Source organism: Pseudomonas sp. GW704-F2 (genome assembly GCF_059423025.1).
This window is the reverse complement of sequence record NZ_JBWKXO010000009.1, coordinates 55,756-76,203: the sequence shown is the minus strand read 5'-3', so window position 1 is coordinate 76,203 and position 20,448 is coordinate 55,756. Positions and strand designations below refer to the sequence as shown.

The window sequence follows — 20,448 nt, the reverse complement described above, 5'->3', positions numbered from 1 at the left end:
TCAATCGAGCCGTTCGATGATGGTCGCCGTGCCCATGCCGCCAGCGCAGCAAATGGCTTGCAGGCCAAAACGACCACCACGGCGTTCGAGCTCGTTCAACAAAGTCGTCATCAATCGCGCACCGCTGGCACCCAACGGATGACCGAGGGCGATGGCGCCACCGTTGACGTTCAACTTATCGTGAGGCACACCGGTTTCCCGCATCCACGCCAGCGGCACGGAGGCAAACGCCTCATTGACTTCGAACAGGTCGATGTCGTTGATGCTCAGCCCGGCCTTGCTCAATACCTTCCAGGTGGCATCGATGGGGCCTGTGAGCATCAACGTCGGATCGGAACCGACCGTGGTGAAGGCCACAACCCGCGCGCGCGCCCTGAGCCCGAGTTTTTTCGCGGTTTCGGCACTCATCAACAATAAAGCCGCAGCACCATCGGAGATCTGCGACGAGTTGCCAGCCGTAATGCGTCCAGTGTCCGGACGAAAACTGGTCTTAAGCGTCGACAGCTTTTCCCGCGACGTGTCACGACGAATGGTTTCATCCTGACGCAACACAGCGGCCGGCGCCGCCAGCACCCGCTCAGACAACTCCTCGACCGCAACCGGCACGATTTCATGATCGAAATAACCGGCATCGGACGCCGAGGCGGCGCGCTGATGACTGGCGAACGCAAAATCATCCAGGGCATCACGGCTGAGCCCCCATTTGTCGGCGATACGCTCGGCTGCCTCGCCTTGACCAGTCAGTTCATAACGCTGCGCCACCATCCAGCCAAACGCCTCGCCGTGAATTTCGCGATTGCTGCCCATGGGCACGCGGCTCATGTTTTCCGCGCCCCCCGCCACCACGACATCAGCGGCGCCAGCAGCAATAGCGCCAGCAGCCACATGCACCGCCACTTCACCCGAACCACATTTGCGGTCGATGGTCAGCCCCGGAACAGTCACTGGCCATCCGGCACCGAGCAAGGCTGTGCGGGCGATGTTGGCGGACTGCTCACCGATTTGCGTGACGCAACCGAAGATCACATCATCGACCAGATTCGGCGACACATCGACCCGCTCCAGCAAGCGGTTGAGCACCAGCGACCCAAGATGATCGGCGCGCACGCTGGCAAGGCCGCCACGGAACTTGCCGATTGGCGTACGTACGGCATCAACGATGACGATGTCTTTCATAGCGCGCTCGCCTTGAGCCCCGAACCCGGAACTTGTTTACCCTCTTCATAGCGGTAGACCCCCTGCCCCGACTTGCGACCCAGCCGCCCGGCGGCAACCATTTTGATGATCAGCGGGCAAGGCCGGAATTTTTCGCCCAGGGTCTGGTGCAAATAGCGCAGCACCGACAACCGCGTATCCCAACCAGTCAGGTCACCCAGCTCCAATGGTCCCATCGGATGGTTGAAGCCCAGGCGCAACGCCGTGTCGATGTCTTCGGCGGTCGCCGTACCCTCCTGGAGCATCCACATCGCCTCGTTACCCAAGAGCGCAGACATGCGGCTGGTGGTCAGTCCTGGCGATTCATTGACGACGATAGAGGTTTTGCCGATCTGCTCACACAGGGTGCGCGTACGCGCCACGACTTCATCGCGAGTGGCCAACCCTCGCACCAGCTCCACCAGCTTCATCTTGTGCACGGGGTTGAAGAAGTGCATGCCGATCACGCGATCCGAACAGTCCACCGACGCAGCAATTTCGGTCACGCTGAGGGCCGAAGTATTGGTCGCGATAATCGCGTCCGGTGCCAGCAGTGGCGCCGCCTGAGCGATAACGGTTTTCTTCACCGCCAACTGCTCGGACACCGTCTCCACCAACCAATTTGCGCCACTCGCGGCTTCGCTCAGGTCGCTGCAGGTCAGCAGGTTGGCCAGGGACTGCTGGGCTTTTTCGTCACTGACTTTGCCCAGGCGCACACCATCGGCAAGGATCTTTTCGATGCTCGCCCTGGCATTTGTCAATGAGGCGGCATTGGTATCGACCAGCAACGTGTTGAACCCGGAGCTGGCGAACGCATGTGCAATACCGGTACCCATCAAGCCAGCACCGACGACGACTACTTTTTCTTTATTGGCGTTCATGTTTGGCTCTCGATTAGGCGCAGTTCTTTTTACTGACCACATTGCGCAACGTGCCAATGCCCTCGACGCTGGCTTCGACCACGTCGCCTTCCTTGAGGAACACACCGGTGCCCATCCCCACCCCCGCTGGCGAACCGGTGAATAGCACGTCGCCACCGGCGAAACTCGAACGCTGCTGCACGAAGCGGATCAGTTGACCGACATCCCAGGTCATTTCCGCTGTCGATCCGTCCTGACGTACTTCACCGTTCACCTTCAAGGTCAGGCGCAGCCGCGGCGAACCTTCCGGGAACTCGTCCTTGGTGACGATCCAGGGCCCGAGGCCGGTGGTCTGGTCCTGGCTTTTCGCCGCGAACAGGTCCATGCCAATCCCCGCAGGCCCGCTGCGTTGCAGGTCTCGGGCACTGACGTCGTTGCCGACCGTGTAACCGAGCACGCAAGCCAGCGGGTTTTCCAGGTCGATCTCATCGGTGCCAATGACCGCGACCAACTCGACTTCGTGATCGAGCTCCTCAGTCAACGGAGGAAAGCGGATAGGGTCATTGGCGCCAATCAACGCGCCATAGGCCTTGAGGAATGCAACCGGCTGCGCCGGCGCCTGCAAGCCGAACTCCACCAGATGCTTGGCGTAATTGGCTCCCGCCACCACCACTCGGTTGACAGGCTCAATAGGCGGCAGCAAACGTACTTTGGAGAGCGGCAACGAGGGCCCGGCGAAACGTACCGAACTGATACCGCGCCCGGCCGCCACCGCGGGTGCCCAGTCTTTGAACTCTCCGCAAATGGGTGTCACCTGATTCTGAGCGACATCAACCACCGCCCAAAAAACCCCAGTATCAAAATACTCACAACGCGCCAGTTTCATCAGGCACCTACCTTGCCCAACTTGGCGGGATCCAAGTGCAGCAGGCGGCATGCGTTTTCATAGCGAATCTTGCGCAGGTCCGCGTCGGACAACTTCAAACCATGGGTCAGGTCGTGACGCACGGCATCGCTGCCGCCGAAGTTGCTGCCGTACAGCACGTGGTCTGCCCCAATGATATCGACCAGAGCCTGGCGCATCGGCACTTCATGCAGCTCGACGTCGAAGTAGAAGTTCTTCATGTACTCGAGCAGCGGCTTTTTGTTGTATTTGACGTCGAGGTTTTCGTTGGTCTTGGCCAGGCGACCGAGCTGGTACGGGACATAACCACCTCCATGGGTGATGTACACCTTCAAATCGGGAAAACGATCCAGCACACCGCCGCAAATCAGGTTCCAGAAACAGCGGCTTTCGTCGTACTGCATGCCTACGATGGCAGTGGTTTCGTAACGGTCATCATTGGCGTTCTTACCCCACGTGACCGACTGGTTGTAGCCGTGGATGAACATCGGCAGATCCAGGTCGCAGAGGGTTCTCCATACCACGTCGAGCTCCGGCGAATCGAACTCCAGGCCGCCGAAGTTGGCCCCTCCGGCGACCAAGCCCTTGGCGCCCAGCTCGGTGCAGGCGTAGCGCAATTCAGCCGCCGCCGCTTCGGGAGCATTGAGCGGTACATGGGCCCAGAACATCAGGCGATCAGGGGCGGCGGAGCAGTATTGCGCCAGCGTCTCATTGACGGTGCGGGCGAACGGTACGGCAAATTCGGCTTCGGTCCAGTACATGTAGCAATGGGATGGGACAGAAACCACCTGCAAATTCTGTCCCGCGGCATCCATGCCGGCCAGACGCGTTTTCGGGTCAGCCCAGCGAGCAAAATACTCCTCAAGCTTGGGACCGTTGCCCGAGCGCACGGCCGCCTTACGCTCGGGCGACCCAAGCCCGAGAATCCAATCACCTACACGCAGCTTGATATCGCCGTCGGCATGTTGTTCGAAGAACGGCCCCCAGTGAGGGTGCTGGTTGTAATAGCCAGGGTGTGGTGCGTGGGCGTGTAGATCGATAAGCATGTCTGGTACCTCGAGGTTGGCACTTTTTGTTGGTTTATTAGCGCGGCGCCTTCACATGGACAGGATCGACCCGTCACGAAAAGACTTACTACCAGGACCAGAGCTTAAATTTAAATTGAGCAGAAATCAAAATACTGTTCAATTTATTTTGAAAAATCGCCAGGAAGCCTGACGCAGGGCCTTCGACCTAAGTCTTGAAACGCATCGAGGGATTGGAAAGCACGAGCCAAGCTCGAAAAATGAGGAGTGCAGCGGCGAAAAAACTAGCGCCCGGAAACGCGAAGCCCTCGATATGCGAGGGCTTTAGTCAAGCGATGGGTGATTTGTCGAAGGTCAGCGGCGGGTACGGGATGTGGAACCCATGATCAGCGCACCCAGCAGTTTTTTCATCCGCACCGGGAACAAGCGTCGCCCCGCGGCTTCCGGCACCAGGATTTCGCTCAACACATAACGAATGATCATTTCGCAGATCAACTCACGGTCAAGACGTACCCCCAGGCGCTCGTCCCAATCGTCGAAAACAATGCCCAAGCCATCCTGAAAACGCACGATCGAATCGTGGAAAATCCGCCGGAAAAAACCCAACGCATAATCAGGGGCAACCACCAGAAGGCGCCGCGCCCGACTTTGCTCAAGGTAATTGTCGAGATAAGCGAACAGCGCATTCAGACGCGCTTCCGGATCACTGATATGCCCCAGCTCCTGGGACAGCGAGCTGTGGAAACTTTCGCGTTTGTGCCGCGAAAAAGTGTCCAGCAGATCTTCTTGGGAGGCGAAATAGCGGTAGAAGGTCCCCCGCGAAACACCCGCGACCTGACACACATCCAGGATCGAAATACGATCGGCACCGGACATCAACACCACTTCTTCAGTGGCCTTGAGGATATTGGCGATTGTCTCTTCCGAACGTCGGTTCGGCTTCACCTTGATCCCTGCCCCTCCATTGGCAGCGATACGTCGCTCGACCGGTTTAACCTGGCTCGCCCCTGTATCAGGCAACGCCTTTTTCTTCGTTCTGGAGGCCGGCGTAGGCGCTTCTGTTTTCAGGGATGCGGCTTTTGGCATGGATCGATGCGCTCAAGGAAAGTAAAGATGGCGCAACGTTACCACAGGATCTGGGCATAAATAACAGGATATGTTCAACTTATTGCTAAAGACATTTTCACATTTTCTATTTAGAATCTCATTCTCTCTTCAAAATAAAATCAGGCAACCCTTACCAACGTGGGCGCCTAAAAGGAGAAAACTGATGGGCAGCAGTGGAAATCCAGAGACGTGGGCAGTGGGAGAACGAGACACTGTTATCGATGCGTTAGATCGGGCGGTAGCAAGGCATCCAGACAAGATACTGCTGGATTTCAGCGGAGAGTTATACACATATTCACAGATTGACTCACTCTCAACAAAAATGGCGCATGCCTTGATCTCGCTGGGCGTCAAGACCGGTGACACGGTGCTGACAATGCTCGATAACAACATCGACGCAGTCACCACTTGGCTGGCCATTAACAAGCTCTGCGCCGTGAGCGTGCCAATCAACACCGCCCTCAAAGGGGAGTTCCTGCGCCATCAGATCGCCGATACCGGCACCTCGGTGGTGATCTGCGAAGCAGCCTACCTGCCGCGCATAACGCCACTGGCCGGACAACTGCACGACGTACAGCACATTCTCCATCGCGGCGCACTGGAGACAGTCCCCGATTGCCCGATTCATATTGCGCCATTGGATGCATGGCGCGGACATGACACGACCCCGCTGGTCAAGAAACCACAGCCTTCAGACCTGGCTTGCCTGATCTACACCTCAGGCACCACCGGCCCCTCCAAGGGCTGCATGATCAGCTACAACTTCATGTGCAATCTGGCGCGCCTGCAATTGCGTGCCGGTCCAGCCAGTGCCGATGACGTGACCATCACCCCGCTGCCGCTGTTCCACATGAATGCACTGTGCGTATCGATCATCGCCAGCATTCTGGTGGGCGCGCGCGCCGCCATTCTCCCGCGTTTCTCGGTCTCGAATTTCTGGCCTGAAGTGGAGCGCTCGGGCGCAACCATCGCCTCGATCCTGGGCGGCATGGGCGGCCTTCTCGCTCAAGCGCCTGACAATGAAGCGATGCTGCGCTGCGTCGGGCAGATTCATACCGCACGTGGCAACCCTTACACCGAAGAGACCAAGAAAATCTGGCGCGAGCGTTTCGGCACCCAACGGGTAGGCGGCAACGGCTATGGCCTGACCGAAGCCTGTGTCGTCACCTCGCTGGCGGCCGGGGAATACGCCGCGCCCGGCTCGTCGGGAAAACGCATCGCGGATTTTGACGTACGGATCGTCGATGACCTGGATCAGGAAGTACAACCCAACTGCGTGGGCGAAATCGTCGTACGCCCGCTACGTCCGGACATCATGTTCCAGGGCTACTGGCGTCGTCCGGAGGACACCCTTAAATTGATGCGCAATATGTGGTTCCACACCGGCGACATTGGCCGATTCGATGACGACGGCTTCTTCTACTTCGTCGACCGCAAGAAGGACTACATGCGCCGCCGGGGTGAAAACATTTCCAGCTTTGAAATGGAAGCCGCTTTTGCTGTTCACCCGGCACTGGCAGAAGTGGCGGTACATGCCGTCCCGTCAGAGCGGGGTGAGGACGATGTGAAGGTCACTGCCGTACTGCATGAAGGCGTAACGCTTGAACCGGAGCAATTGTTCCATTGGGCCACCGATTCGGTGCCCTACTACGCCCTGCCGCGCTACATCGAGTTTCGCAGCAGCTTGCCAAAAAACCCGCAGGGTCGGGTGTTGAAGTATCTATTGCGCGATGAAGGAAAAACCGAAACCACTTGGGATCTGGAAACCACATCGATCGTAGTGTCCAAAAATTAGCGGCCTCTTGCTTGGTACGCGCCAACACAGAAAGCCCGCTTTGAAGCGGGCTTTCGCGTTTTTTGGGTCTGGCGCCGTATCCGGTCACAGGAGCGAGCAAGCTCGCCCCCACATTTACGGGCTCAATCAGTACTCCCGCACGGGAACACCTTTCGGGCGGGAGTTGTAGCCGGGAAGGTGCAAGCCACCATCGACGTGAATAGTCTCGCCCGTGATAAACCGCGACATCTCCGACGCGAGGAACACCACCACCGGACCAATGTCGGCCTCAGGCTCGCCACAACGACCCAACGGCCGCATCGAAGCGGACATTTCGGCAAAGCCGGGGTTTTCCGCGGCGAGTTTGTGGAAGGTGGCCCCCATCGCGGTAGGGGCAATGGCATTGGTGCGGATGTTGAAGCGCCCCCACTCAGAGGCCGCGCTGCGGGTCAGTCCGACGATCGCTGACTTCGCTGTGTTGTAGTCGCCGTGCAGCCAGGCGCCGATCTCGATATCGATGGAATAGAAGTTGATGATTTTGCCGCCGCCCCGCGCCTTCATATGGGGCAGCGCGGCTTTCATTGCCCACCAGGCAGCCCATACCGTAGAGCCGAGGGTCTGCTCGAGCATGGCATCGGTTTTTTCTTCCAGAAGGACATTGGGCGTGGGAGCGAAGGCGTTATTGACCAGGATGTCCAGGCCACCAAACTGATCGACGGCCAATTGCACGGCGGCTTCGATATCGGTCTTGCTGCACACATCGGTCTTGATGAATACCGCCTGGGCGCCCAGCGCTTTCAACTCGGCGACTACAGCCTCGCCACTGGAAACATCCAGCTCGGCGACCACCACGGCAGCACCTTCTTTGGCAAAACTCAGTGCAATGCCGCGACCGATTCCGCCACCTGCACCGGTAATCAGCGCAACCTGTTCGTTTAGCAATGCCATAGCCACTCCAATTCTTGTTATTCAGTGAACATTTTTGTTTATAGTGTTCAACTATAGCTGATTTCTTCTGACCGAACAGTAGCGGAACAAGGATATCGAGAATGGCTGTATTTCGTCGCCGCGTGGACATCGTTGCTCATCATGCCCAGGCCACGGGGGAAGTCCGTGCCGCTCTGGAAGACGACTTCCACCACTTCCGCGTCTGGGTTCGTCACCATGAAGGTGAAGTCACCGCCATAGGCGGTGAAGCGTTGCGCTACCCCTATTCTCTGTGCCCACAGGCTTGCGATCAGTTACAGCAGTTGCTGGGCATGACATTGAATCGGATTGCCCACTCCGTCACCCGGCAGACCGACGCCAGCCATCAATGCACCCATTTGTTCGACCTGGCGGGCCTGGCCATTGCCGCCGCCGCGCGCGGTACTCACCAACGTCGCTACGAAATCAATATCGGCCGGCGCATCGACAACCGTACCCGCGCCATCTTGATACGCGATGGTAATCAAGACCTGACCTGGGACGTGAACGGCACCCTGATCGAAGGACCTGCGCCCTATGCCGGCATCAACCTTCGCGAAGGCATGGCCCGCTGGGCCCTCAACACCCTCAGTGAGGAAGCCGCCGAGGCAGCCCTGCTACTTCGCCGCTGCACGCTAATTTCGATGGGACGGGCCTACAACCTCGACGAACAGATTCACGCCTCGAGCACCGCCCGGTGCTACAGCCAACAACCCGAGCGCGCCGAACGGGCACTGCGAATGAAGGGCTCGACCCTGGACTTCAGCTATCAAGCATCAGCGCTGTGTGACCAGGACCAGGCGTGGCTCAGGCAGAAACGCTAGCCGCGCGACACTGGCGTAAAGACCGGTGCGGCCGATACCTCCAAGGGTTGGCGATCCGGACGCGAGCCGGATCGCCGATACCACCCTAGAGGAAAACAGCCAGGTTGGGCGTCCCGAGCACCGCCTGATCGATAATGACTTCGCGCCGTGCCAGCTTGAAGCCCGCCCCGCCGAGACGCAGCACGTCACGCCGTTCACCACTGATGATATCGACGTGGTGGTCTTTGAAACGGCTGCGGGTCAGCAGCAGGTAACTGGTCACCACGAACTCATCGGGCTTGTCGGTTTCTTCGACAAACACGTTGGTCACCAGACGCCGGGTACGCGAGGGAGGGTCTTCCGCCCAGGCGCTTTTGCCGGACAGGCGCAAAATGCGGCCCATGATCGAGCGGTAATCGTCGTGGTAATGCTGAACGCTGCGCACGATGGTGGTTTTCAGTTCCGCCGCCAGGCGCGTCTGGCGCAGCGGCACGGTGTACACCAGGTCGGTGTCCAGGCGCTCGGCCCATTCCTGTAGGCGGATCTGGTCGAGCAGCGTGGCTTCCTCGTACAAAAAGGTCACCACGTCGTTGTATATCGGCGACCCCACCGGCACCCGCTTGGTACCGACTGGGGAACCCGGCTGGATATCTTCCACGCCGCGCTGTTGAACCTGAGCCATGAGTCATTCCCTCACTGTTATTCTTGTTAATGCTGTTACCGCCGACGGCGGCCCGAGGACCGCAGTCGAACCTGGCCTGACAGCGGGCGTTACTGGTCATCCGATGCCGTCATCAGCTCATGCCAGTACAACCACCAGTGCCACTGGGTATCGTCCTTGGTGAAGCCTTCATTGACGATGCCGGGGCCAGGCCAGCCTTCAGGTGCGCCGGTTTCAAAGCAGGCCTGGTATTTCAGCGTGCTCTTGCGGCCCATTGCCCCTTTGGCGGCCAGGGTCATGTGCGGCCAGGTGTCGGAGTCATCCTGCTCAACCATGCCAGAGGTGCCGAACAGCTGGATGGTTTGCTTGAGCATCTTGTCGCGCAGTTCCGGGGAGGCGTCTTTCTCGGCAAACACCCAGTTGACGAACTCGAGCTTGTCCGGGCCTTGCGGTACGTAAGCATGCAGGGTCATCGAGCCAACGACAGAGCCATCTGGCTGCGGAATGTAGACAAAGCCGAAAAGAATGTTCGGGAACATCCCACCGACCTGGGGCGGCATGCTGGTGAGCACGTTCAATTGATCTTCGGTCAGATTGCGTGCCAACTGCTCGACCATGTCGGCCGTCATGCCGGCCGGCGGCAATGCTTCAAGTTTCTGCTGCACAGTCAACTCCGCCGGATCGAGGCCGGTCAGGCGCTTGATCTTGCGCGCCAGGTCGATGCAGCGCAGTGCATGACCGTGCGGCGAGCTGATTTCCACGCCAATCATTTCCGGGCTGAGGTCGGCTGTCTCGCCCTCGCCTTTCTTGGCGTAATTACCCACCTCACCCAACCAACGGTGCAGGGTCAGCGTGTGGAAACCGTCCGCCGCCGATTGCTCGCCCGCCGTTTTCCAGTTGGCGTTGACGATAAAGCGCTGCGGTGGGCCGAGGACTTCCATGCCCTTGTCGGAGCGACAGAACAGCATGTCGTAATACCACTTGGCATCGCCCAGGAACTCGTCGAACGAGGGCCCATCGATATTCCAGGTGGCAAATACCAGGCCGCCATACAGCGTGACCCGCGCCTTCTTCAGGCCCAGTTCTTCCTTGGGCAACATCTTGCCGTGCATGCATTCACGTTCGACGGGCGAGCCGATGAAATCGCCATTGGGGCGGAACGCCCAGCCGTGATAGATGCATTTATGAATTTGCGTATTGCCGCAGTCGGCGGTGCTGATGCGCATCCCGCGGTGCGGGCACACATTAAGGGTCACGAACACCTCGCCCTGCTTGCCACGGGCCACAATGACGGAATCGGACCCCAGGTCTCGGACCATGAAGTCTCCGGAGTTGGGAATTTCCGACTCGTGCCCCAGGAGTACCCAGATCTTGCCGAAGATCTTTTCCATCTCCAGTTCGTAAATTTCGCGGTCAGACAACACGCGCATTTGCACTTCACGGCTAGAGGGGTAGATGAGGTCCGAGACCTTGGTTCCATCGGACAATACGGGGCTTGTTTTTGTTAGCATGATTGCCTCCTGATCAGAGCGTTACACGGTTGGTCGCCACAAAATATAAGACACTTTCTATATTTCTGTACATTTAATTCGCGAGCGGTGAATGTCTCCGTCCTCGCATCATAGTCATTCCCTGTCGGGCGCCTTGCCCACTTGAGTCCGCAGCACGCCAATGCCATCGATCTCCAGCTCAACCACGTCGCCGGGTTTCAAATAACGCAATTGCTCCAGGCCACAGCCGTTGCCGACCGTGCCGGAACCAAGAAACTCACCGGGGTACAAGGTTTCCGAACGGGACACGTGGGCAATCACGTCTTCAAAACTCCAGCGCATATCACGGGTATTGCCGCGCCCCCACTCCTCCCCATTGACCCGGGCAACCATATTCAGATCGTGGGGATCACCCAGTTCATCGGCGGTCACCAGGCATGGCCCCATGATGTTGGCGGTGTCGAAATCCTTGCTCTTGGCCGGACCGAGCATGCCGGGCATTTCCAGGGCCTGCGCGTCGCGCGCACTCATGTCGTTGAAGATGGTGTAACCGACGATATGCCCACGGGCTGCTTCACGGCTGATGTCCTTGCCGCGCTTGCCGATGTAGCAACCGAACTCCAGTTCGAAATCCATCGCCCGGCTAAAGCTCGGCCATTGGAATTCATCGTCGATGCCAATCACCGCGAAACGGTTGCCCTTGTAGTAGATGGGCTGCTGGTTGAAGGTCTCGATCACCCGGTCGTCGGCACGAGTGTTCATCGCTTTCAAAGTAGCTTCCGGATCTTCGGTACTTAGCGCACGGGCGCGACGGGCCGCAGCGAAGCTCTGGCGCAGATGCAATTCGAAGCACGAACAGTCGCGCATCTGTGGGGGTGGCTGAATCGGTGCGCGCAGTTTCACATTGGCACGTTCCAGCACCGCCGCCGAGGGTGCCTTGGCCACCAGCGAACGGGCCAATTCCAGCGCCGGCTCACCGCCCTCCACCAAGGCCAGAATGCTGCTCAGTGCCACACTGTCGCGACTTTCCAGCAAGCGGTAAGCCCTTTGCAGGTCGAGCACCTGCTGGTCCTGGTTGAGCAAGGCTCCTGCGCGGTCAAAGCCTTCGGCGTCGGTATAGGTCACCAGTCTCATACGCGACCACTCACGGGCAACAGCGCACCGGTTACAGCGGCAGCATCATCCGACAGCAGAAAGGCCACCACCGCCGACAACGCTTCTGGCGTCACCCAGCGGCTGCTGTCGGCATCCGGCATGTCGGCACGGTTGGCTGGGGTATCGATGATGCTTGGCAGCACGGCGTTCACCGTCACGCCACGCTCCTTCAACTCTTCGGCCAGGGCTTCGGTCAACCGGGCCACACCAGCCTTGGAGGCCGCATAAGCCCCCATCCCCGTTTCGGCCTTGACCGACGCCAGCGCACCGATATTGACGATGCGTCCCGCGTTGGAGACCAACAGGTGCGTCAGCGCCGATTGAGAACTGATGACCGCGGTACGCACGTTTATCTGATAGAGGCGATCCCAAGTCTCCAGGCTGCCGCCTTCGACGGTCTCCCAGGCAAAACCGCCCGCGACATTGACTAAACCATCGATGCCGCCCCACTGCGCCGCGACCTGCTCGAACGCCGCGCTGGCCGACTCGGTCGAGGTCAGGTCGACACCGCCCAGGCACAGCAGATTCTTTGTATCCAGCAAGGCGGCTGGCGCCTGGCTACGGTCCAGCAAAGCGACCCGGGCGCCGCGCGCCAGCAGGCATTTGCCAAGTGTGCTGCCAAGGGCACCAAACCCGCCGGTAACGACTACCCTCTTGTCCAGTAATGACTGGGACATCGCAAAATCCTCTTGTTGTTGTTTTACGGCGCGAACGGTCGATTCGTGCCTTCGTCGGAACAAATATATGACACTTTTAGAAAATATGTACAAATGATACCGTATGACTTCCAGTCAAATACTCACCTGCGGAGCGCTGATGCCCAGAAAACTACCTGCACTCAACGCCGACAACCGCGCCTTCTGGCAAGGTGGCGAACGGGGCGAACTGCTCGTTCATCGTTGCGCGGCCTGCAGCCGGTACTTCCATCCACCGGCCCCGCTCTGCCCGCATTGTGCAAGCTTTGACGTGGCACCGCAGGCGGTGTCAGGCAAGGGAAAAGTGCTCAGTTACACCATCAACCACCAGCCTTGGGCTCCTGACCTGGAGGTGCCCTATGTGGTGGCAATCATCGAGCTGGTCGAACAGTCCGGATTGCAGTTCGTAAGCAACATCGTGGGCATGCCGGTCACGGATGTGCATATCGACATGCCGGTACGGGTCAGCTTCCTCAATGTCGAGGATGTGTGGTTACCTCTGTTCGAGAAGGATCAGTGATGTTCGATCATCGTTATGAAAAAGACGTCGCCATCACCGGCGTCGGCCAATCGGAAGTCGGGCGCCCCTCGAACAAGTCGGCGATGCGCCTGACGCTGGATGCCTGCCTGGAAGCGATTGCCGACGCTGGCCTGCAACGCAGCGATATCGACGGCGTGGCCTGCTGGCCGGGCGACAACAATAACGGTGACCCGTTCTCCCCGGTCGGCCCCAGCGCACTGAAAAGTGCCCTTGGGCTCAACGTCAACTGGTTCGGCGGCGGTTATGAAGGACCTGGCCCACTCACTGGCGTGATCAATGGCGCCATGGCGATTGCGGCGGGCCTGTGTAATCACGTACTGGTGTTTCGTACTATCACCGAAGCGTCGGCTCGCAGGGTCAACAAACAAGCGGGCGCTCTCACCAACAAGACTCAAGGTCGCGACAGCAGCTACGCCTGGCAGTGGTTTACCCCTTTCAATGTGCAATCGGGCATCAACCTGATGGCGCTGTATGCCCAACGTCACTTCCATGAGTACGGCACCCGGCCAGAGCAACTGGCGCAAATCGCCCTGACGTGTCGCCAGAACGCCATGCGCAACCCCAAAGCGCTGTACCGAACGCCCATGAGCATGGACGACTACATGGCGTCGCGGATGATTTCCTCTCCTCTGCGCATGTTCGACTGCGACGTGCATTGCGATGCATCCACCGCCATCATCCTGTCGCGTCGCGATATCGCGCGGGATCTGCCGAACGCACCGATCCGCATCGAGGCCATGGGCGCGGCGTTGAACCAGCCATGGTCGTGGGACCAGATTTCCCTGACCAGGATGGCCGCCTTCGATGTCGGCCAGATGATGTGGGCACGCACCGACTACACTCCGCAGGACGTTGGCTCTGCGCAGTTGTATGACGGTTTTTCGATTTTGACCCTTATCTGGCTGGAAGCCCTGGGGTTGTGCCCGACCGGGGAAAGTGGCGGGTTTGTCGAGGGTGGCACGCGCATTGCGCTGGAGGGCAGCTTGCCCATCAACACCAATGGCGGGCAACTGTCTGGCGGGCGCACCCACGGCCTGGGTTATGTGCACGAAGCCTGCCTGCAATTGTGGGGGCGTGCCGAAGGCCGACAAACCCGCGAACACCGCGTCAGTGCGGTGGCCGCCGGCGGCGGTCCGCTGGGAGGCAGTCTGCTGTTGGTGCGCGAGTGACCGCGCGCCTCAGTAGAGAACGCCAGCCACTTCGTTACAGAACTCGATCAGCGCCTTGCCCAGTTCGGCAAGGCCCGCTTCATCCCGTTGTCCACGGAACATCACCGCTGAAACGGTGAAGTCGATGCTGTTGGTCGGTGAGTAGACCGGCGCCGCAATGGCAAGAATCCCCCCCGAGAAATGGCCATCATCCACCGCCCAACCACGCTCGGCAGCTTGTCTCACTTCCTTGCGGTAAACCTCCAGCGACAGCGGTTGAGCCCAGCGGATGGTCTCGAAACTGCTTTGTACCTCGGGGTCGTCAAGGTCGATCTGCGTGGCGAACAGACGGCCACTGGCACCCATCAGAATCGGCAGGCGCTGACCTTCGGCCATGTCGATGCGCACATCGGTCGGGCTGGCCGCGGAGCTGACAATGACGATGCGATCAGGGCTCATCTTGCGCCACAGGGTGATGGTCACTCGCAGGCGTGCAGCCAGGTTCTGCAACAGGGGTTTGGCCATCTGTACGCGGTGGCCCTGGGTGACCAATTGCTCGACTAAACGCGCCAGCCCCAGGCCCACGGAGTAACGCTTGGACATGGGACTGAAATCAACCACTTCCTCCTGGACCAGGGTGCGCAGGATATTGAAGCAGGTGCTGGGATTGATCTTCAGTTGCCGGGCGATATCCACCGAACGTTCCGGTGTGCCCACCTGACTGAGGTAGCGCAGGATGCGAATGGCGTTGGAAACGGGCTTGACGAGGGTTACGCCGGCCGATTTGGTGCTGTCATTGACGTCAGTGAATTCCATGCCCGATCCCGTCACTTTAAAGTGCCGGCATTCTAGCCTGAGAATGAACGACAACGTGAAAGTTTTATCTGGGAATTAGTCGAACACTTGAGACGGAGTATTTCTCTAACGGCTGGTAAATCAGCCGGCGGGTTTGCAGGTTCTCTCGACGAAAACGCTCAATGAGACACTCCTGGGCATGGTCAGCCTGGGTCACCCGCATCTGCTGGCGCAGATACTCCAGCCAGGACTCGACAATAAAGCGCTCACTGTAGAGTTGCGGGTCCGCCATGTCGCGGTAAAGGCACCAGTTTTGCGCACCGTTGCGCCGTCGCGCCTTACCTACAGCGTACACGGCGATCAAATTCATCGCGCTCTGGCGCCGTCACTTGGTACAGGATCTTTCACTTATCCAGCGGCAGGCCCAGTCGCCCGACCGCACGGGCGGGGCTGAGCGGGCGTGGCGCAGCAATGGTATTGCGCAGTCGGCCGATGCCTTCGATTTCGGCCTCGACGCGGTCACCCGGGCGCAAAAAGCGCCCGCTTTCCAGCCCCACGCCGTGGGTGGAACCGGTAAACACCAGGTCACCCGGGCGCAGGCTGATGCGCGCATCCAAATAATTGAGCAACTCGTCCAAGGGAAAAATCATCTGCCGGGTATTGTCCTGCTGGCGCAACTCATCGTTGACGCTCAGGCGCATCTCCAGAGCCGGTTGCCCCCTGACGGCCACTTCGTCCGTGGTCACGATCCAGGGACCTACCGGCGTGGTGCGATCCATGGCTTTCTGCGTCAACAGGTCCAGGCGACCAATCTGCTTGCCGGCATCCCGAGCACTGATGTCATTGCCCACCGTGTACCCCAGCAGGCAATCGCTGGCATGGGGTTCATCCAGCAACGGTCGGCCCACCACGGCGACCAGTTCGACCTCATAGTCAAGTTGGGCGGTTAAGGGTGAGTAGTCGATATCGTCATCGGCACCGACCAGCGCCGACCCAGGCTTCATGTAGGCCAGCGGGTGCGCCGGCGCATCACTGCCCAGGCGCTTGAGATGACTGAGGTAGTTGAGGCCCACACCAAAGACGCGGCTGCCCGGCTCCAAGGGCGCGAGCAGGCGCGCGGCTGACAACGGCAACCATTGGCCTGCCAGGTCCAGGGCGTCTATCGCAAGATCCGCGCACAGCCCGACCCAGTGGGAAAACGGCGCGTTAATCCGCCGCAAATGCTCGGTTTGCCCATCCAACAGTGCCCAGAACGCCTGCCCAGCGACTTCGACCCGCGCCAGACGCATATCAGCGCTTGGCCAGGTACGTCGTCAGGTACTCGGCATCGAGCACTTCTTCCGGCGTCTTGACGCTGGGACCGAGAATCGGGCCAACCATTTCGTGGCCCCACAGGCTGAGTTTTTCCGGGTTCAACTCATAGGGATCGCCTTGCCATGGCTCGATTTCAGCAATGGTCTCGAAGGCAAAACCGGACGGATTGAAATGGTAGAACGACAGGTGCGGGTCCTGGGCATGTTGGCCGAGGGTCATCATCATCGGCAGCCCACGCTGGCGCACGATGTCGTAGGTTTCCCCGACATCCCGCACATTGCGCACGAACAGCCCGACATGCTGCACCCCCATGCGTCCCGGCCCATGGCCATAGGCAATATCATGGCTGGTGTGATGGTTGAGTTTGGAGCGGAAGAAACCGGTTCGCCCTTTGCCCGCACCCGCGCCATACCAACTGAAGCCCATCACGTTGAGCAGAAAGTCTTCCAGTTCCGGGGTGTAGTCCGGGGTGATCAGCACCACATGGCCCGCGCCCCGTTCGTCAGCCAGGAAACCACTGTGGGGACGCCCTGGCTGGAACGAGCGCGGCAGCCATTTCTGCCCGTAAAACAGTTCGTGCTGATACCCCACGGGGTCGCGGAAGCGCACCAATTCGCGCACACCGCGCTTTTCACACAATTGGGCGTCGCCACGGCTGTAGTCGACATTCGCCGCCGCCAGCTTCCTGATGCCCTCTTCGAACGCCATGCGCCCCACCGCTTCCCAGCCGATGTAGGCAATTCGGTCTACCTTGCCTGGATGAAAAGCGAAGCGATGGCGTCGATCGTCGATTTTGAAGTACAGCGACTCCGGGTCACTCTCGGGATTCTTGCCGATACCAAAGCCCATTACCTGCGGGCCGTACTCACGCCACGCCTCGAGATTGGGGGTTTCGAAGCCCATGTAACCGATACCGATGATGTCCACGTTATTCACCTTTTTATTGTTCGAGATGAAAGGTGCCTGCGGCACCCGCCCTGACGCCGCGCTAGACAGCCAGCAACCCACCGTCGATGACGAAGTCTGAACCGGTGATGAATGAGGCCTCATCCGAAGCGACAAATACCGCCATGGCCACCACTTCCTCAGGCTCGCCGGGGCGATCCATCAATACGCCGTCCAGCAGCATGGCGCGAATCTTCGGGTCTTCCAGAAACGGCCGGGTACCCGGGGTGGCGACAAATCCCGGACTCAAGCTGACCGCACGGATGCCGAACGGGGCGCCCTCCACCGCCAGCTGGCGAGTGAACGACACCACGGCCCCCTTTGCTGCCGAGTGGGCGCTGATGCCGGCGACTTTCGAGCCGCCCCAGGCTGCGGTGGACGATACGTTGATGATCACCCCGCGCTGCTCGGCCAGGTGGGGCCAGGCATACTTTGTGGTATAGAACAGCAGGTCGATTTCATTGCGCATGGTGTACTGCCAATCCTCGATCGACAGTTCGCTGACCAGTCCGAAACGAGCGGCGGAAGCATTGTTGTAGAGAATGTCGATGCGCCCATGTTCGGCGACGGCGGCATCGATCCAGGCCTGGGCCTGTTCATGATCGCCCAGGTCCACAGGCGCCGAGCCATACAGGGTATGGCCCTCGGCCCGCAGCAAGGCCGCCGTCTCCTCATGACCTTCGGCAACCACGTCGCAACCAACCACGATTGCGCCTTCGCGGGCAAAACGCAGCGCCGCCGCCCGGCCCTGGCCACCACCGGTACCGGTGATCAACGCCACTTTGTCTTGTAAACGTCCCATCAGCACACCCTCACCTCTGTGGTTATCACATTGCGGCAAACGTTCATGCCGTCAAACGGCTTCGTTTTCCGAGGTGATGGGTTCAAGCCAGATCGCCTCGGCGGGACAGGCGGCAGCGCCCTCACGGGCCTCCTCCTCCAACTCCGGGGGGATATGGGCGTCGTCGAAATACACCAGGCCATCGGCATCGAGCTTGTACAGGCTGGGGCAAATCGCGGCACATAAACCATAACCACAGCAGCGGCTACGGTCTACCACGGCTTTGAATTGCGCTTTTTCTGAACTCATTTTTTTCTCCTTATCAGGTTCAGCCTCGGCAAATTATGAACACTATTTTATTTTATGTGCAATTAATATTTGGCACGGCTATGCTGGCAGTCACCTGGGACGATCGCCGTGCCAGACAAAGATCCATGTGGGCGAACTTGCTCGCTCCCAGAGGCCCAGATTGGTCCGAAGGAGGCCCCCACGCAGGGAATTCGTTTGTCTATAAGTCAGATGGTTGGGCTGGACAAAGCGGAATTTTTGATTTTATTCTGAATAAAAAACCAGATTCTGTTCAAAGAATCTGCTGAGGGTGGATTCATTTCCCCCTTGTAGCAATGCTTGGCTCAACAAAACCTATAAGGAAGCCAACCCCATGCACCCGTCTACAAACCAAGCCGCAATCGATCCGCGCGAATTTCGACAGAGCTGGAAAATTCTCATTTTGTCCGTCGCCGGTGTTGCCATCAGCATCAATGCCGCCCTGCTCTATGGCTTCGGCACATTGGTCGTGCCGCTCGGCGATGCCTTTGGCTGGAGCAGAAGCGAGCTGCAGGCCTGCATCACCTTTCTGTTTGGCGGCGCCGTGGTGTCACTGCAACTGGTGGGTTGGTTCAACCTGCGCTATGGCATGAAGCGCGTCACGGTCATTTCCCTGCTGTTGTTGTCACTCGGCTACCTGGCGACAACCCAACTGACCCAATCGATCTGGTCGATGTACATCGCCTTTGCAGTGCTGCCGATCGTGGGCATGGGCGCACTGGCGGTGACCTGGACACAACTGTTGAGCCTTTGGTTTGACCGCAATCGCGGCCTGGCATTGGCCATCGGCCTGTCCGGCACCGGTCTCACCGCCGCCACTATTCCCCGGTTGATGGCATGGGGGATCGAACAATGGGACTGGCGCGCGGCCTTCGTGATTCTCGCCCTGCTCAACCTGCTGGTTTTGTTGCCTCTGATTCTGCTGTGGTTCAAGCTGCCCGCTGCGGCGGGTAGCCAAGACGACGGCCATGCACTGGAGCGATTGCCCGGCATGGGCTTTCGTGAGGGTATGGGCTCGCTGAAGTTCTGGACCTGCAACCTGGCGCTCAGCCTGGTGATTTCTTCGATCGTTGGCATGGTCACGAGCACCGTGCCCATGCTGCAATCCAGGGGGTTGTCCGCTGCGGATGCCGCCACCATTTTCAGCGGTTTTGGTATTTCGCTGATCTTCGGCCGGATGTTGATCGGCTATCTGCTCGATCGCCTGTGGCCACCGGCGGTGTCCGCGCTCAGCCTGGTGTTGCCCGCCGTCGGTTGTTTTATCTACCTGAGCCCCACCGCTGAATTTGCGCCGCTGATGCTGGCTGCCGTACTGATCGGCTTTGGCGCCGGGGCAGAATTCGATATTGCCGCCTTTTTGATTGCCCGCTACTTCGGCCTGCGCGAGTACGGTCGTCTGTTTGGCGTCCATCAGGGCTTGAATACCGTGGCTTCGGCGCTGGCGCCATTGCTTTTCGCCTACCTGCTGGCACGTACTGGTTCGTACACGGCAATGCTGGTGTACAGCGCCGCCTGTTGCCTGGTCGGTCCGCTGCTTTTACTGACCCTGGGACGCGTACCACGCTTCAATGCGCAACCACTTCCCAGCCAATCCTGAGCCCTCCCCCCACAACAAGAACCGGAGCAGAACATGCCCACATTGACGTTTATCGAACACAACGGCACCACCCATCAGGTCAAGGGCGACATCGGCCAATCGGTGATGCAAGCCGCGACCTTCGCCTCGGTGCCCGGTATTTCCGCCGACTGCGGTGGCGCCTGCAGTTGCGCTACTTGCCATACCTACGTGGACGAGGCCTGGCTGGGCAAGGTGCAAGCACCGCAAGGCATGGAAAGCGACATGCTCGAGTACGCCTTCGAACGCCGCGACAACAGCCGCTTGAGCTGCCAGTTGATCATCAGCCAAGAAATGGACGGCATGGTGCTGCACCTGCCGTCGTCGCAATTCTGAATGCACTTGAAG

General features: G+C 59.2%; 22 protein-coding genes. 6 read left to right on the top strand and 16 right to left on the bottom strand.

Annotation, left to right across the window (positions count from 1 at the left end):
• The 5 genes from AC07W0_RS10180 to AC07W0_RS10160 form a co-directional block, all read right to left on the bottom strand.
• Positions 1-1,176 (bottom strand): thiolase family protein, encoded by a 1,176-nt coding sequence (locus AC07W0_RS10180; protein WP_014338828.1) that lies wholly within the window; start codon positions 1,174-1,176, stop codon positions 1-3.
• The gene (locus tag AC07W0_RS10175; protein WP_014338827.1) at positions 1,173-2,075 is read right to left on the bottom strand and encodes a 3-hydroxyacyl-CoA dehydrogenase; all 903 of its coding nucleotides are present in this window, start codon (positions 2,073-2,075) and stop codon (positions 1,173-1,175) included. The genes AC07W0_RS10180 and AC07W0_RS10175 overlap by 4 nt, the downstream gene beginning before the upstream one ends.
• A 13-nt stretch (positions 2,076-2,088) precedes the next feature.
• Positions 2,089-2,940, bottom strand: coding sequence for a fumarylacetoacetate hydrolase family protein (locus AC07W0_RS10170; protein ID WP_034114489.1), 852 nt, complete (start codon positions 2,938-2,940; stop codon positions 2,089-2,091).
• Positions 2,940-4,004, bottom strand: a complete 1,065-nt coding sequence (locus AC07W0_RS10165) for an amidohydrolase family protein (RefSeq protein WP_034114491.1) — start codon at positions 4,002-4,004, stop codon at positions 2,940-2,942. The genes AC07W0_RS10170 and AC07W0_RS10165 overlap by 1 nt, the downstream gene beginning before the upstream one ends.
• A gap of 333 nt (positions 4,005-4,337) precedes the next feature.
• A complete protein-coding gene (locus AC07W0_RS10160; RefSeq protein WP_014338824.1) occupies positions 4,338-5,069 on the bottom strand; it encodes a TetR/AcrR family transcriptional regulator in 732 nt (243 codons plus the stop codon).
• A 184-nt stretch (positions 5,070-5,253) separates the two neighbouring features.
• On the opposite strand from AC07W0_RS10160, the gene AC07W0_RS10155 reads away from it, so the two are divergent.
• Positions 5,254-6,885, top strand: coding sequence for an ATP-dependent acyl-CoA ligase (locus AC07W0_RS10155; RefSeq protein WP_102617433.1), 1,632 nt, complete (start codon positions 5,254-5,256; stop codon positions 6,883-6,885).
• 126 nt (positions 6,886-7,011) lie between these two features.
• On the opposite strand, the gene AC07W0_RS10150 is transcribed toward AC07W0_RS10155, so the two are convergent.
• Positions 7,012-7,812 carry an SDR family NAD(P)-dependent oxidoreductase gene (locus AC07W0_RS10150; protein WP_014338822.1) on the bottom strand — a complete coding sequence of 267 codons (801 nt, stop codon included), beginning with the start codon at positions 7,810-7,812 and terminating at the stop codon, positions 7,012-7,014.
• A 101-nt stretch (positions 7,813-7,913) separates the two neighbouring features.
• On the opposite strand from AC07W0_RS10150, the gene AC07W0_RS10145 reads away from it, so the two are divergent.
• Positions 7,914-8,654 carry a DUF2889 domain-containing protein gene (locus tag AC07W0_RS10145; RefSeq protein ID WP_014338821.1) on the top strand — a complete coding sequence of 247 codons (741 nt, stop codon included), beginning with the start codon at positions 7,914-7,916 and terminating at the stop codon, positions 8,652-8,654.
• An 85-nt stretch (positions 8,655-8,739) separates the two neighbouring features.
• On the opposite strand, the gene AC07W0_RS10140 is transcribed toward AC07W0_RS10145, so the two are convergent.
• The 4 genes from AC07W0_RS10140 to AC07W0_RS10125 form a co-directional block, all read right to left on the bottom strand.
• A complete protein-coding gene (locus AC07W0_RS10140) occupies positions 8,740-9,315 on the bottom strand; it encodes an aromatic-ring-hydroxylating dioxygenase subunit beta (protein ID WP_014338820.1) in 576 nt (191 codons plus the stop codon).
• Between the two features lie 89 nt (positions 9,316-9,404).
• Complete coding sequence (locus AC07W0_RS10135; protein ID WP_014338819.1) at positions 9,405-10,805, bottom strand: Rieske 2Fe-2S domain-containing protein; 1,401 nt, start codon at positions 10,803-10,805, stop codon at positions 9,405-9,407.
• Between the two features lie 114 nt (positions 10,806-10,919).
• Complete coding sequence (locus AC07W0_RS10130; protein ID WP_102617434.1) at positions 10,920-11,918, bottom strand: fumarylacetoacetate hydrolase family protein; 999 nt, start codon at positions 11,916-11,918, stop codon at positions 10,920-10,922.
• Positions 11,915-12,616 carry an SDR family NAD(P)-dependent oxidoreductase gene (locus tag AC07W0_RS10125; RefSeq protein WP_014338817.1) on the bottom strand — a complete coding sequence of 234 codons (702 nt, stop codon included), beginning with the start codon at positions 12,614-12,616 and terminating at the stop codon, positions 11,915-11,917. Before AC07W0_RS10125 ends, AC07W0_RS10130 begins: the two co-directional genes overlap by 4 nt.
• 139 nt (positions 12,617-12,755) lie before the next feature.
• Here AC07W0_RS10125 and AC07W0_RS10120 point away from each other — a divergent pair, with 139 nt between their 5' ends.
• Both AC07W0_RS10120 and AC07W0_RS10115 read left to right on the top strand, forming a co-directional pair.
• Entirely contained in the window at positions 12,756-13,154 is a 399-nt protein-coding gene (locus tag AC07W0_RS10120) for a Zn-ribbon domain-containing OB-fold protein (protein ID WP_014338816.1), read from the top strand.
• The gene (locus tag AC07W0_RS10115) at positions 13,154-14,344 is read left to right on the top strand and encodes a thiolase family protein (RefSeq protein WP_014338815.1); all 1,191 of its coding nucleotides are present in this window, start codon (positions 13,154-13,156) and stop codon (positions 14,342-14,344) included. Before AC07W0_RS10120 ends, AC07W0_RS10115 begins: the two co-directional genes overlap by 1 nt.
• A 9-nt stretch (positions 14,345-14,353) precedes the next feature.
• On the opposite strand, the gene AC07W0_RS10110 is transcribed toward AC07W0_RS10115, so the two are convergent.
• The 6 genes from AC07W0_RS10110 to AC07W0_RS10085 all read right to left on the bottom strand — a co-directional run bounded on the left by AC07W0_RS10110 (position 14,354) and on the right by AC07W0_RS10085 (position 18,467).
• Positions 14,354-15,139 (bottom strand): IclR family transcriptional regulator, encoded by a 786-nt coding sequence (locus AC07W0_RS10110; RefSeq protein ID WP_014338814.1) that lies wholly within the window; start codon positions 15,137-15,139, stop codon positions 14,354-14,356.
• A 64-nt stretch (positions 15,140-15,203) separates the two neighbouring features.
• Positions 15,204-15,488 carry an MFS transporter gene (locus tag AC07W0_RS10105; protein WP_014338813.1) on the bottom strand — a complete coding sequence of 95 codons (285 nt, stop codon included), beginning with the start codon at positions 15,486-15,488 and terminating at the stop codon, positions 15,204-15,206.
• A gap of 34 nt (positions 15,489-15,522) precedes the next feature.
• Positions 15,523-16,407, bottom strand: coding sequence for a fumarylacetoacetate hydrolase family protein (locus tag AC07W0_RS10100; RefSeq protein WP_014338812.1), 885 nt, complete (start codon positions 16,405-16,407; stop codon positions 15,523-15,525).
• A gap of 1 nt (position 16,408) precedes the next feature.
• Positions 16,409-17,359, bottom strand: coding sequence for a VOC family protein (locus AC07W0_RS10095; RefSeq protein WP_102617435.1), 951 nt, complete (start codon positions 17,357-17,359; stop codon positions 16,409-16,411).
• A 61-nt stretch (positions 17,360-17,420) separates the two neighbouring features.
• Positions 17,421-18,179, bottom strand: coding sequence for an SDR family NAD(P)-dependent oxidoreductase (locus tag AC07W0_RS10090; protein ID WP_034114552.1), 759 nt, complete (start codon positions 18,177-18,179; stop codon positions 17,421-17,423).
• Between the two features lie 51 nt (positions 18,180-18,230).
• On the bottom strand, positions 18,231-18,467 hold the full coding sequence (locus tag AC07W0_RS10085; RefSeq protein ID WP_014338809.1) for a ferredoxin: 237 nt from the start codon (positions 18,465-18,467) through the stop codon (positions 18,231-18,233).
• 352 nt (positions 18,468-18,819) lie between these two features.
• Here AC07W0_RS10085 and AC07W0_RS10080 point away from each other — a divergent pair, with 352 nt between their 5' ends.
• Positions 18,820-20,082, top strand: coding sequence for an MFS transporter (locus tag AC07W0_RS10080; protein WP_014338808.1), 1,263 nt, complete (start codon positions 18,820-18,822; stop codon positions 20,080-20,082).
• Between the two features lie 33 nt (positions 20,083-20,115).
• The gene (locus AC07W0_RS10075) at positions 20,116-20,436 is read left to right on the top strand and encodes a 2Fe-2S iron-sulfur cluster-binding protein (protein ID WP_014338807.1); all 321 of its coding nucleotides are present in this window, start codon (positions 20,116-20,118) and stop codon (positions 20,434-20,436) included.
• Positions 20,437-20,448: the final 12 nt, after the last annotated feature.